Here is a 13,026-nt window from a genome sequence, read left to right on the forward strand (position 1 = left end):
GCTCAGGCCAGGGCGCCGAGCGGGTCGTCGAGCACCGGCTGCCAGGCCAGTTCGGCCGCGCCCACCAGACTGTTGTGCGCCAGCGTGCACGACAGGATCGGTACGCTGCCGCTGCGCCCCCACAGGCTGCGGTCGGCGACGACGGCGCGCAGCCGCTCCGGATCCGCCTCCAGCAGGTCGCGGTGGAGTCCCCCGAGGATGATCCGGTCCGGGTTGAGGATGTTGACCAGCCCGGCGAGGCCCAGGCCGAGGCGGTCGATCAGTTCTTCGGCCGCCCGGCGCACGGCGGGGTCGTCGTACTCCGTGCGGAGCAGGTTCCCGGCCTGTTTGAGGAGGGACTCCGCGGGGCCAGGTTCGCGGCGGGCGGTGGTGAGGAAGGCCAGCGGGTCGGTCTCCACGTCGAGGCAGCCGCGCCCGCCGCAGTGGCAGGGCCCGCCCTCGGGGTTCACCGTGAGGTGGCCCACCTCCAGCGCCAGTCCGGAACTCCCGCTGTGCAGGCGGCCGTCGAGCACGAGCGCCCCGCCGACGCCCCGGTGGCCGGTGGCCACGCACAGGAGGTGCTGGGCGCCCCGGCCCGCGCCGTGGCGGTGCTCGGCCAGCGCGGTGAGGTTGACGTCGTTGCCCGTGAACGCGGGACCGGTGATGCCCGCTTCGCGTACGCAGGCGGCGAAGATGTCCCGGACCGGAGAGCCGGCGGGCCAGGCGATGTGGAGGGGGTTGAGCGCGGTCCCCTCCGGTTCGGCGACCGCGGACGGCACCGCGAGCCCGGCCCCGACGCAGCGCAGACCGCTCTCGCGCAGGAGGGCCGCTCCCGCGCCCACGACTTCGCCGAGCACCTGGGCGGGGTCGGCCATCACCGCGACGCACCCCGGCGTGGTGGCGACGATCCGGCCGCCGAGGCCGACGAGCGCGGCCCGGAAGCCGTCGGCGTGCACCTGGGCGGCGAGGACGACGGGTCCGGTCTCCAGGACGGAAAGCCGGTGCGAGGGGCGGCCCTGGGAGCCGGCCGCCGAACCGGGGCTGGAGTCGACCCGGATCAGGCCGAGCGCCTCCAGCTCCGCGGCGACCGCCCCGGCGGTGGCCCGGGTGACGCCGAGTTCGGAGGTGAGGACGGCACGGGTGGGGGCGCGGCCGGTGTGGACCAGTTCCAGCGCGGGCCCGAGCGCGCTGCGGCCCCTCTCCAACTTCGTCCGGGTGGTCGTCGCCTTGCCGTTCATGGGGGTGAGTCTCCCATGATCCGGACACCCCCCGGACGCCCGGACCCGGTGCGGGGAGCCGCTTCCGGCCACGGCCGTACGCTCCGGCCCGCCGTCGCGGCACCGCCTGCCGGGCGGCCTGCGCCCCCGCTCGAACGGCCCCCGCCCTGCGGGCCTCGGCCGGGGTCCGCAGGGGTGCGGCGGTGTTGCGTCCGCGCTCGGAGCACCCCTATGCTGAGTTTGTGCCGCAACTAAACAAACTGCGGACGGCCCTACCGGGGGGACCTGGCGGAGACACCGCCCCACCCTCGTCGGCCCGCCTCCGTACCGCGCTGACCGTGTTCTTCGCCCTCGACGGGTTCCTCTTCGCCGGCTGGGTGGTACGCATCCCGGCCATCAAGCAGCAGACCGGCGCCTCCGCCGCCACCCTCGGCCTCGCGCTGCTCGGTGTGTCCGCCGGAGCGGTCATCACCATGATGCTCACCGGCCGGCTCTGCCGCCGCTTCGGCAGTCACGCCGTCACCGTGGCCTGCGGCGTCCTGCTCCCGCTGAGCATCGCACTGCCCGCCCAGACCCACTCGGCACTCTCCCTCGGTCTCGTCCTGCTCGTGTTCGGTGCGGCGTACGGCGGGATGAACGTGGCGATGAACAGCGCCGCCGTCGACCTGGTCGCCGCCCTGCGCCGGCCGGTGATGCCCAGTTTCCACGCGGCATTCAGCCTGGGCGGCATGGTCGGCGCCGGGCTCGGCGGCCTGGTCGCGGGCAGCCTGTCCGCCTCCGCCCATCTCTTCGCGCTGGCCGGGATCGGCCTGCTCGTCACGGTCTTCACCGGCCCCTCGCTGCTGCGCAACCGACCGGCCCCCGCCACCCGCGAGGCCGTCGGCGCGCGGGCACCCCGGCAGCGCCTGTCGCCCCGTGCCCGCAGGATCGTCGCGCTCTTCGGCGTGATCGCGCTCTGCACGGCGTACGGAGAAGGGGCGTTGGCCGACTGGGGGGCGCTGCACCTGGAACAGGACCTGGGCGCGCACCCGGGGGTCGCCGCCGCCGGGTACGCGGTGTTCGCCCTGACGATGACGGCGGGCCGACTGACCGGGACACTGCTCCTGGAACGGCTCGGCCAGACCCGCACCCTGGTCCTCGGCGGGGCGACGGCCGCGGCCGGGATGCTCCTGGGCTCACTGGCTCCGACCACCTGGGCGGCGCTGGCCGGTTTCGCGGTCACCGGACTCGGCCTCGCCAACATCTTCCCCGTCGCGGTGGGACGTGCGGGCGAACTGGCCGGCCCGAACGGCGTCGCGGCGGCGTCCACCCTCGGCTACGGCGGCATGCTGCTCGGTCCGCCCGCGATCGGGTTCCTCGCCGACCGGTTCTCCCTGCCGACGGCCCTGACGACGGTCGCCCTGCTGGCGGCCGCAGCGGCGGCCCTGGGCTACGGGGCCCGCAACGCCACGTCGGACGCGCGCACCTGACCACCAGCACGCCCGGCCGGGCACCCGTACGCCCGGCCCATCGAGTAGCCGCACCCGGGTGGAAGCCCGCGCCCCGAGCACCCGACAGGAGCCCGGCCGACCGAGGAAGCACGTCATGGAACGACCGTCCGGGGCGTCCGACACCCGGACACCGGCGAGGGCCCGCCGCGACGCACGTCCGGCGGGCTCCCGCCGTTCCCGCACCACTGCGGAGCGACCGCCGGGGGCCGGTGCGGGCTCGCCGTCAGCCCGTCTCGACGGCGGGCAGGCCGACCGAGCGGGCCAGTTCGCCGACGGCCTGGCGGAACAACGGCTCGCGCGCTTCCACGACCCGGTTGAACTGGCCGAACAGTTCGAAGGAGATCAGGCCGAAGATCTGGGCCCAGGCCGCGACCAGAGCCGCTACGGCGGCCGGGGGTACGTCCGGGGCGAATTCCGCGGCCATCCTCTCCGCGTCGGAACGCAGCTCCGGCGCGAGCAAGGGCACGGCGACATCGTCCGCGCGGCACGCGGCGCGGACGATGTCGATGAAGACCAGGCCCACGCGGGAGGCGGGCCCCACGGTGTCCATCGGGGCGGTGTAGCCGGGAACGGGCGAGCCGAAGATCAGGGCGTACTCATGGGGGTGGGCGAGCGCCCATCCGCGTACGGCGCAGGCCACGGCGATCCAGCGTCCGGTGGGCGGTACGGCTTCCGCCCGCTCGGCCGCCTCCTCCGCGGCTGCCCCGATCGCGTCGTACGCGTCGACGATCAAGGCGGTGAGCAGGTCGTCGCGGCTGGGGAAGTAGCGGTAGAGGGCGGAGGAGACCATGCCGAGCTCGCGGGCCACGGCCCGGAGCGAGAGCTTGGCCGCACCCTCCTCGACGAGCTGCTTCCTGGCCTCGTCCTTGATGGCGGCCGTCACTTCGACGCGGGCGCGTTCCCTGGCTCCTCGGATGGTGCTCATGCGATCAGTCTGCCATGCGCACGGAGCACCGACCAGGAACGAGAACACCAGTCATCAGCGAGATCAGTGCTCTTGCTTTGGGGTCGCCTTCCGTACACACTGATCTCAAGCGAGAGCACCGCTCTCGATCTTCTTCACTCGACAGCAGCGCTCACACGCGGGAGTCACCATGACGCAGCAGGCGTACTACCTCCGGGCAAGCTCCTCCGCCCGGTGGCTGAACAAGATCGTCGGCCGGCTGGCCCGGCACGGGCTCAGCCTGATGGGGTCCGCCGAGCTGTCGGTGCGCGGACGCAGGAGCGGGCAACTGCAGCGCGTCCCGGTCAACACTCACGCCTTCGAGGGCGAGCGGTACCTCGTCTCCGCACGGGGCCATTCCCAGTGGGTGCGCAACATGCGCGTCGCGGGCGGCGGAGAACTGCGGCTGGGGCGCAAGGTCAGCCGCTTCACGGCTGTGGAGATCGCCGACGACGCGGCGAAGGCCCGGATAGTCCGGGCCTATCTGGAGCGGTGGGGCTGGGAGGTCGACCAGTACTTCCAGGGGGTCACGGCGAAGTCCACGGACGCCGAGCTGCTGGCCGCCTGCCCGGACCACCCGGTCTTCCGCATCACCGAAACCGCCTGATCGCGCCCCCGTGCCCGTGAACAGGCGAGGGGGCGCGATCGTGACGAGAGGGCCTAGCGGTCCATCGCGTGCAGTGCTCGCTGCGCCAGCGGGTGCGTACGGACCAGCTCCGCCAGCGACGTCGTCCCCCGCGTGACCCCGGCGAACGCCTTCCAGGCCGGGCGGAAGCCGGTCAGCACCGCGTGCAGCACACCGGGGCGGCGCTCGAACAGCTTGAGCATGCGGCGGCCCACGCCCATCTCCACGCCGAGACCGGCCTTGATGGCGAAGGCGTAGTTGAGCGCCTGGCGGCGGGCGTCCACCGCGTCGTGCGACTCCGCGATCCTGACCGCCCATTCGCCCGCGAGCCGGCCGGAGCGCAGCGCGAAGGAGATGCCCTCGCGGGTCCACGGCTCCAGCAGTCCGGCGGCGTCCCCGCAGACCACGACCCGGCCGCGGGAGAGCGGGGAGTCGTCGCTGCGGCAGCGGGTGAGGTGGCCGGAGGAGACGGCGGGCTCGAACCCGGCGAGGCCGAGGCGGGCGATGAAGTCCTCCAGATACCGCTTGGTGCCCGCGCCGTCGCCGCGCGCCGAGATGACGCCGACGGTGAGGGTGTCCCCCTTGGGGAAGACCCAGCCGTAACTCCCCGGCATCGGACCCCAGTCGATGAGCACCCGGCCCGCCCAGTCCTCCGCGACGGTGGCGGGCACCGGGATCTCGGCCTCCAGGCCGAGGTCGACCTGGTCGAGCTTCACCCCGACATGCGCTCCTATCCGGCCCGCGCTGCCGTCCGCGCCGACGACCGCCCGCGCGAGCACGGTCTCGCCACCGGCCAGCACCACGGCGACCGTTCGCCGGTCGGGGACGGCGGGGCCGTGCTGCTCGACACGTACCACCGACGCCCCGGTGCGCAGTTCGGCCCCGGCCTTCTGCGCCTCCTCGACCAGACCGGCGTCGAACTCCGGACGGTTGATGAGGCCGAAGAGCATGCGCCGGGAGCGGCGGGTGCGCGCCAGCCTGCCGTTGAGCGAGAAGGTGACCGCGTGGATGCGGTCCTTCAGGGGCAGTTCGAACCCCGGCGGCAGGGAATCCCGCGAGAATCCGATGATCCCCCCGCCGCAGGTCTTGTAGCGCGGCAGTTCCGCCTTCTCCAGCAGCAGAACCCTTCGGCCCGCCACGGCTGCCGCGTACGCCGCCGATGCGCCGGCCGGTCCGGCGCCGACGACGACGACATCCCACACGGTCGACTCTTCCGGCTCACGTCCGGCGTCTGCGTTCTCGCTGCTCACGATGTGCTTCTGCTCCTGATCCGACCAGTGGCCCCAAGCTGCTCACGGCATCCTACGGCGCGTTCCGGCCCGGCCCTCCTGTGGGAGGATCGGCCATGATTTCGTCGTACACGCGTCGCCGCCAGGACGGCGCCGCACCCGGACGCGTACTCACCGCGCCCTACTCCTAACGTCGCACCCACGAGGAGCGTGCCCATGACCGCCCGTCCGATCCACGAGACCGTCGCCTCGCTGATGCCCCGCGCCCGGGAGGAGCTGGCCGAGCTGGTGGCGTTCCAGTCGGTGGCGGACCCGGCGGTGTTCCCGAGGAGCGAGTGCGAGGGTGCGGCGAACTGGGTCGCCGACGCGCTGCGCGCCGAGGGGTTCACGGACGTCGCCCTCCTGGACACCCCCGACGGGACGCAGTCCGTCTACGGGTACCTGCCCGGACCGGCCGGGGCGCCGACCGTGCTGCTCTACGCCCACTACGACGTGCAGCCGCCGCTGGACGAGTCGGCCTGGATCTCCCCGCCGTTCGAGCTGACCGAGCGCGACGGCCGCTGGTACGGGCGGGGCGCGGCCGACTGCAAGGGCGGGTTCATCATGCACCTGCTCGCGCTGCGCGCCCTGAAGGCGGACGGTGGCGTCCCGGTCTCGGTGAAGGTGATCGCCGAGGGCTCCGAGGAGCAGGGCACGGGTGGCCTGGAGCGGTACGCCGAGGCGCACCCGGAGCTGCTCCGCGCGGACACGATCGTCATCGGCGACACCGGCAACTTCCGGGTCGGGCTGCCGACGGTCACGGCGACGCTGCGCGGGATGACGATGCTGCGGGTCCAGCTCGACACCCTCGAAGGCAACCTGCACTCGGGGCAGTTCGGCGGCGCGGCCCCGGACGCGCTGGCCGCGATGATCCAGTTGCTGGCCTCGCTGCGCGCCGAGGACGGGACGACCACCGTCGACGGTCTGACCGGCGACGCCGACTGGGACGGCATCCAGTACCCGGAGGCGGAGTTCCGGCAGGACGCCAAGGTGCTGGACGGGGTGGAGCTGATCGGCACGGGTACGGTCGCGGACCGGATCTGGGCGCGCCCCGCCGTCACCGTCATCGGCATCGACTGCCCGCCGGTGGTCGGCGCGACGCCGTCCGTGCAGGCGAGCGCGCGGGCGCAGATCAGCCTGCGGGTGCCGCCGGGCCACGACGCCGCCGAGGCGACGAAGCTGCTCACGGCCCACCTGGAGTCCCACGCCCCCTGGGGGGCTCGGGTGCGGGTGGAGCAGGTGGGACAGGGCCAGCCGTTCCGGGCCGACATGACCAGCCCGGCCTACACGGCGATGGCCGACGCGATGCGGGACGCCTACCCCGGCCAGGAGATGCAGTCCTCCGGCATGGGGGGCTCCATCCCGCTCTGCAACACGCTGGCGGGCCTCTACCCCGAGGCGGAGATCCTGCTGATCGGGCTGAGCGAGCCCGAGGCGCAGATCCACGCGGTGAACGAGAGCGTGTCGCCCGAGGAGTTGGAGCGGATGTCGGTCGCCGAGGCACTGTTCCTGCGGAACTACGCGGAGTCGAAGCAGGTCTGAGTGCGCTGCGGGGTCCCGCCGCCACATCGCCGGCGTCACGGGCGGCTCCTGGCCCCCGTACGCCGTCGGCGAAGTCGCCGGGAGCGTAGATCCGTGCGGCGCGCGTCCGGCGCCGCATACGTTCGCCGCATGGATCTCGTCGAGGTACTCCCCCAGGTGCACATGTTCCGCTTCCGGATCGGCCAGGCGTATCTCTGGCGCGACGGAACGGACCTGACCCTGATCGACGCGGGCGACGTCACATCGGCCGCCGCGATCGAGGACGCGATCCGCGCGCTCGGCCACGATCCGGCCGGAATCCGCCGCATCGTCCTCACGCACGGCCACCGCGACCACGTGGGCGCGGCCCGGGAGCTGGCGGACCGGCACGGCGCGGAGATCGTGGCCCACACGTTGGACGCCCCGGTGATCCGGGGCGAGCGCCCCGTACCGGAGCCGGACCTGCTGGACTGGGAACGGCCCCTGTGGGAGCACGGGCTGACGTGCCCCGACGCCCCGCCGACCCGTGTCGACCGCGAGGTGGGCGGCGGCGAGGTGCTGCCGTTCGGCGGTGGGGCGCGGGTGGTCCACGCCCCCGGTCACACTCCGGGCTCCATCGCGCTCCATCTGCCGCGCCACGGCGTGCTGTTCACCGGGGACACCGTCGCCTTCGCGGAGCGGGTGATGCTCGGCGTGTTCAACGTGGACCGTGCCGAGGCGCGGTCCACGTTCCGGCGGCTGGCCGCGCTCGCTCCCCGGACCGTCTGCTTCGGTCACGGCGACCCGCTCACCGAGAACGCGGCCGCGGTGATGGAGGCCGCGGCGCACAGCGCTTGAGGTGCCGGGCGGCGGCGGTCCTGCGGTGCGCCTGCGACGGACGCCGGCCACAGCCGGTCCTCGATGACCGCGACGAGGACGGTCGCCTCGTGTCACCGGGGAACACGCCGCGGACCCGGCCCCACGGCCCGCGCCGGCCGGGCACGTCCCGCCGCGGAACTCCGGTACGGACAACGGTGATCAGCCGCCGCTCCTCAGTCGTCGAGCCCCGCCCGGCCCACCGGAACGCCCGCCTCCAGGTTGAGCACCGTCGACCGCTCGCGCGCCCGCAGCGCCCAGCGCAGCCGCTCGTACCGGAGCGGTGGCAGCATCCCCGCCGCCTCCGCCTCGGTGACGAAACGCCAGCCGCGCAGCTCGGAGCCGGGCAGCAGCAGCCGGTCGGCGTCCTCGGAGCGGAGCAGGCCGCCGTCGAAGAGGAAGCGCAGCCCGCCGTAGCCGGGTGGGCGGGGCGACTCCCAGTCGACGAGCAGCAGCGACGGGATCCGGTCGAGTCGGAGCCCTATCTCCTCCGCGACTTCGCGGACACCGGCCTGCGCGGGGGCCTCGCCCGCCTCCACGACCCCGCCGGGAAACTCCCACCCCGGCTTGTAGGTGGGGTCGACGAGCAGCACCCGGTCCCGCTCGTCGAAGAGCAGCACCCCGGCGGCCACCGTCTCGGCGGTCGGTTCGGGACTCTGCACGATCGGGCACGGCATGGCGGTGCCGGTGCTCACGGCGTCCGCGATCCGCTCGGCGGTCTCGCGCGGGGTGAGAGCGCTGTTGTCGACCAGGTACGCGTCCCGGGCGATCCACCCGAGCGCGTCGCGGTACGCGCCGATGTGCTCGTACGCCCACCGGCGCACCCGCTCGCTCTGCTCGGCGTCGCCGGGGAACTCCTCACGGCCCGCGATCCGGCCGCGCAGGATCGTTTCCTCCGGTGAGAGCGCCACATGGCGGACGGCGATGCGCCGGGAGGCCAGACCACCGAAGATCTCGTCGCGGTACTCCTGTCTCAGCAGTGTCATCGGCACCACCAGTGCCCCCGGCACCTCGGCGAGCAGCGCCGCCGCCGTGTCCACCACGAGCCGCCGCCAGATCGGCAGGTCCTGGAAGTCGGTGACCTCGGCGAGCCGCTTCTGCGGCAGCAGGGCGCGCAGTCCCGCGCCGGTGACCTCCGGGTCGTACAGCGTGCTGTTCGGGATCAGATCGACCAGCTCGCCCGCGGCACTGGTCTTGCCCGCACCGAACGCACCGTTGATCCAGACGATCACGGTTCCCCCTCTTCCGTAGCCCCCTGTGGCTTGCCCGCAACACCCTGCCGCGGAAACCCCGTGACGGCGACGGCGTTGACCGGACGGGGCCGTTCCGGCTCTCAGCGCAGAGCGATGGCCGCCGCCGCGGCCCCGACCAGGCCCGCGTCGGCGCCCATCACGGCGGGCGCGACGGTGAGCCGGCGCAGGTAGGAGAGCGTGGCGTAGTCGCGCAGGCTGCGGCGCAACGGGACGAAGAGCACGTCCCCGGCCCCGGCCACTCCCCCGCCGACCACCGCGATGTCGAGGTCCGCCAGAGCGGCCGTGGCGGCGATGCCCGCGGCGAGGGCGCGGGCCGCGCGCTCGTAGGAGGCGATGGCGACCGGGTCCCCGGCGCGGGCGGCGACGGCCACCGCGGCGGCCGTCGCGTCCCCGTCCGGTCCGGGCCGCCAGCCGTTCTCCAGCGCGCGGCGGGCGATGTTGGGCCCACTGGCGATGCCTTCGACGCAGCCACGCGCGCCGCAGGGGCACGGGTCGCCGTCCAGGTCGACGCTGATGTGGCCGATGTGCCCGGCGTTGCCCGAGGGTCCGGGGCGCGGGGTGCCGTCGAGGACGAGCCCGCCGCCGACGCCCGTCGAGACGACGAGGCACAGCGCGTTGTCGTGGCCGCGGGCGGCGCCGAGCCAGTGCTCGGCGGCCGTCATCGCCACCCCGTCGCCGACCAGCGCGACGGGCAGCTCGCCCGTCGTCTTGTGCACCCGCTCCACCAGGGGGAAGTCCCGCCAGCCGGGTACGTTGACCGGGCTGACCGTGCCCGCGGCGGCGTCCACCGGACCGGCGCTGCCGATGCCGACGGAACCGGCCCTGCTCCACAGCCGCGAGGCCATCAGTTCGCCCAGCACCGCGTCCACGGCCCCCATGACCGCCTCAGCACCCTCCCTGGCGGGCGTCGGCCGCTGCGCCCGTACGCGGAGGGAACCGTCGCCGCCCACCAGCGCGCCGGCGATCTTGGTGCCGCCGATGTCGAGCGCGGCGACGAGGTCGGTATGCATCGGTGAGGGCTCTCCGGATCGCTGAAGGGGCGGGACCTGCGGATTCCGTCCCTAGTTTGCACAGTCTCCATTCTGTTGACAACGTTGTCCAGGGCCTATGCTCGACGCCACAGCCTCCGATCACCCCCGCGGCGCCCCGCTCGGCCGGCCCGGACGCCCGGCCGGAGCACCGCCAGCCCGCCCGTATCCGACGACAGGACAGCGCACGTGGACCGGACCGCCCGCCATTCCGAGACCCGCTACGGCAACCGGCCGACGATGAAGGACGTGGCGGCCCGCGCCGGAGTCGGCCTCAAGACGGTCTCGCGGGTGGTGAACAGCGAGCCCGGCGTCACGCCGGACACCGAGCGCCGCGTGCAGGAGGCGATCGACGCGCTCGGCTTCCGCCGCAACGACAGCGCCCGCGTGCTGCGCAAGGGCCGTACGGCGTCCATCGGACTGGTCCTGGAGGATCTGGCGGACCCGTTCTACGGTCCGCTGAGCCGTGCGGTGGAGGAGGTCGCCCGTGCGCACGGGGCGCTGCTGATCAACGGTTCCAGCGCCGAGGACCCGGAGCGGGAGCAGGAGTTGGTGCTGGCGCTGTGCGCCCGCCGCGTGGACGGCCTGATCGTGATCCCGGCGGGCGACGACCACCGCTATCTGGAGCCGGAGATCAAGGCGGGCATCGCCACGGTCTTCGTGGACCGCCCGGCGGGCCATGTGGACGTCGACATGGTGCTCTCGGACAGCTTCGGCGGGGCCAGGGAGGGCGTGGCGCACCTCATCGCCCACGGCCACCGCAGGATCGGGTTCATCGGCGACCGGCCGCGTATCCACACGGCCACCGAGCGCCTGCGCGGCTACCACGCCGCCATGACGGACGCCGGCATCACCGTCGAGGACGGCTGGGTCTCCCTCGGCTCCACCGAGCCGGAGCGGGTCCGGGCCGCGGCCGAGGCGATGCTGAGCGGCCCCGCACCGGTCACCGCTCTGTTCGCGGGCAACAACCGGGTGACGGTGACGGCGGTGCGGGTGCTCGCGGAGCGGGAGCGTCCGGTGGCGCTGGTGGGCTTCGACGACATCGAACTGGCCGACCTGCTCGGCATCACCGTGATCTCGCAGGACGCGGCGGCGGTCGGCAGGACCGCCGCCGAGCGCCTGTTCCGCCGCCTCGACGGAGCGGCCCACCCCACGGCACGGGTGGAACTGCCGACGACGCTGATCCCCCGCGGCTCGGGCGAACTGCCGCCCGCCTGACCCGCCACGGGCCGGGGGCGGACGGCCATGGCGCCCGTCCGGACGGGACCCGCGCCCTGACGTGCGCGGCGCGGGCGTGGGGCACCCGTACCGACCGGACGAGCCGTAGGCACGCACGGCGCGGGACGCGCGCCCGCGACGGCGCGCGGACCGCCGGAAGGCGCGCAAGAGCCCGGTCCGGAGCGGTGTTCGGCCCGGACCGGGCGCCCGGGGGCCACGGCGGGGCCGCGTGACGCCACGGCGTGCGGGCGGCTACGGAGCCGTGACCGTCAGATCGCCCCGGCGCGGCGAGGCGAAGGCGTCCAGATCGGCACGGGTCAGGCCGGTCAGCCGGGCGACCTCGCCGGTGTCCAGCGCCCCGCAGTCGATGCCGCGCAGCAGGTAGCCACTGAGCGCCTTGGCGGTGGCGGGCTCGTCCATGACGTCGCCACCGGCCTTGGCCACGTACGCGGCGAGCCGGGCAGCGGCCGGCTCCAGGCCCTCCCGGTAGAAGGCGTAGACGGCGGCGTAGCGCGTCGGCAGATGGCCGGGGTGCATGTCCCAGCCCTGGTAGTAGGCGCGGGCCAGGGCGCGGCGGGTGAGGCCGTAGTGGAGCCGCCACGCCTCGTGGACCTGGTCGGTCGGGCCGACGGGCAGGACGTTGGTCGAACCGTCGGAGACACGTACGCCCGTGCCCGCCGCGGCGACCTGCATGACGGCCTTGGCGTGGTCGGCGGCCGGGTGGTCGCCGGCCTGGTAGGCGGCGCTGACCCCGACGCAGGCGCTGTAGTCGAAGGTGCCGTAGTGGAGTCCGGTCGCCCGGCCCCGAGCGGCGTCGATCATGCGGGCGACCGCGGCGGTGCCGTCGGCCGCGATGATCGACTGGCTGGTCTCGATCTGGATCTCGAAGCCGATGCGCCCGGCGTCCAGGCCGTGCGCCTCCTCGAAGGCTTCCAGGAGGCGGACGAAGGCGGTGACCTGCTCGGGGTACGTGACCTTCGGCAGCGTCAGCACCAGCCCTTCGGGGAGCCCGCCGGCCTCCATCAGCCCGCTGAGGAAGACGTCCGTGGTGCGGATGCCCCGGTCGCGCACACCGGCCTCCATGCACTTCATCCGGATACCCGTGTACGGAGCGGCCGTTCCGTTCGCGTACGCATCGGAGACCAGCCGGGCGGCATGGGCGGCGGCCTGGTCCTCCTCGGCGTCCGGGCGGGGGCCGTAGCCGTCCTCGAAGTCGATCCGCAGGTCCTCGACGGGTTCGCGCTCCAGCTTGGCGCGCACCCGGTCGTGGACCGGCACCGCCAGCTCCTCGGGGATGCCGAGGACGGCCGCGAACGAGGAGGCGTCGGGGGCGTGTTCGTCGAGGGCGGCGAGCGCCTGGTCCCCCCAGGAACGCAGCGTGCCGGGCTCGAAGGCGTCACCGGGCACGTAGACGGTGTGCACGGGTTGACGGGTACCGGGGTCGCCCGGATAGCGGCGGGCCAGCTCCGCGTCGACCGCCGCGAGGGAGGCGCCGATCTCCTCGCAGACCGCGCCGGCGAGGCTCGTCGCCACCTTCTCCTGCTGACCCATGACCGCACCCTCCACGCTCTCGCCGTTTCCGCTTCCCGGAACCAACAATCCGTATAGTGAAGTTATAAGCCCACTCGA

11 protein-coding genes are annotated in these 13,026 nt (G+C 73.9%); 5 read left to right on the forward strand and 6 right to left on the reverse strand.

Features of this window, described 5'->3' with window-relative positions:
* Nucleotides 1–2: 2 nt before the first annotated feature.
* A complete protein-coding gene (locus tag QFZ71_RS01250; RefSeq protein WP_307666379.1) occupies nt 3–1,217 on the reverse strand; it encodes an ROK family protein in 1,215 nt (404 codons plus the stop codon).
* Between the two features lie 317 nt (nt 1,218–1,534).
* On the opposite strand from QFZ71_RS01250, the gene QFZ71_RS01255 reads away from it, so the two are divergent.
* Nucleotides 1,535–2,665: an MFS transporter gene (locus tag QFZ71_RS01255; RefSeq protein ID WP_307666380.1), complete on the forward strand. Its 1,131-nt coding sequence runs from the start codon at nt 1,535–1,537 to the stop codon at nt 2,663–2,665.
* Between the two features lie 244 nt (nt 2,666–2,909).
* On the opposite strand, the gene QFZ71_RS01260 is transcribed toward QFZ71_RS01255, so the two are convergent.
* Nucleotides 2,910–3,611: a TetR/AcrR family transcriptional regulator gene (locus QFZ71_RS01260; protein ID WP_307666381.1), complete on the reverse strand. Its 702-nt coding sequence runs from the start codon at nt 3,609–3,611 to the stop codon at nt 2,910–2,912.
* A gap of 169 nt (nt 3,612–3,780) precedes the next feature.
* Between QFZ71_RS01260 and QFZ71_RS01265 the strand changes: the two genes are divergently transcribed.
* Nucleotides 3,781–4,236 (forward strand): nitroreductase/quinone reductase family protein, encoded by a 456-nt coding sequence (locus tag QFZ71_RS01265; protein WP_307666382.1) that lies wholly within the window; start codon nt 3,781–3,783, stop codon nt 4,234–4,236.
* 53 nt (nt 4,237–4,289) lie between these two features.
* Here the strand turns inward: QFZ71_RS01265 and QFZ71_RS01270 are convergent, their stop codons facing one another.
* Nucleotides 4,290–5,504 (reverse strand): geranylgeranyl reductase family protein, encoded by a 1,215-nt coding sequence (locus tag QFZ71_RS01270; protein ID WP_307666383.1) that lies wholly within the window; start codon nt 5,502–5,504, stop codon nt 4,290–4,292.
* A 195-nt stretch (nt 5,505–5,699) separates the two neighbouring features.
* On the opposite strand from QFZ71_RS01270, the gene QFZ71_RS01275 reads away from it, so the two are divergent.
* Nucleotides 5,700–7,064, forward strand: a complete 1,365-nt coding sequence (locus QFZ71_RS01275) for a dipeptidase (RefSeq protein ID WP_307666384.1) — start codon at nt 5,700–5,702, stop codon at nt 7,062–7,064.
* A gap of 129 nt (nt 7,065–7,193) precedes the next feature.
* Nucleotides 7,194–7,880, forward strand: a complete 687-nt coding sequence (locus QFZ71_RS01280) for an MBL fold metallo-hydrolase (protein WP_307666385.1) — start codon at nt 7,194–7,196, stop codon at nt 7,878–7,880.
* A gap of 194 nt (nt 7,881–8,074) precedes the next feature.
* Here the strand turns inward: QFZ71_RS01280 and QFZ71_RS01285 are convergent, their stop codons facing one another.
* Both QFZ71_RS01285 and QFZ71_RS01290 read right to left on the reverse strand, forming a co-directional pair.
* Nucleotides 8,075–9,130 (reverse strand): NUDIX hydrolase, encoded by a 1,056-nt coding sequence (locus tag QFZ71_RS01285; protein WP_307666386.1) that lies wholly within the window; start codon nt 9,128–9,130, stop codon nt 8,075–8,077.
* Between the two features lie 101 nt (nt 9,131–9,231).
* Nucleotides 9,232–10,161: an ROK family protein gene (locus QFZ71_RS01290; RefSeq protein WP_307666387.1), complete on the reverse strand. Its 930-nt coding sequence runs from the start codon at nt 10,159–10,161 to the stop codon at nt 9,232–9,234.
* 207 nt (nt 10,162–10,368) lie between these two features.
* Here QFZ71_RS01290 and QFZ71_RS01295 point away from each other — a divergent pair, with 207 nt between their 5' ends.
* Nucleotides 10,369–11,397 carry a LacI family DNA-binding transcriptional regulator gene (locus QFZ71_RS01295; RefSeq protein ID WP_307666388.1) on the forward strand — a complete coding sequence of 343 codons (1,029 nt, stop codon included), beginning with the start codon at nt 10,369–10,371 and terminating at the stop codon, nt 11,395–11,397.
* Between the two features lie 252 nt (nt 11,398–11,649).
* Here the strand turns inward: QFZ71_RS01295 and QFZ71_RS01300 are convergent, their stop codons facing one another.
* On the reverse strand, nt 11,650–12,948 hold the full coding sequence (locus QFZ71_RS01300) for an aldolase (RefSeq protein WP_307666389.1): 1,299 nt from the start codon (nt 12,946–12,948) through the stop codon (nt 11,650–11,652).
* Between the last annotated feature and the right edge of the window lie 78 nt (nt 12,949–13,026).

The organism is Streptomyces sp. V2I9 (assembly GCF_030817475.1).
GTDB lineage: Bacteria > Actinomycetota > Actinomycetes > Streptomycetales > Streptomycetaceae > Streptomyces.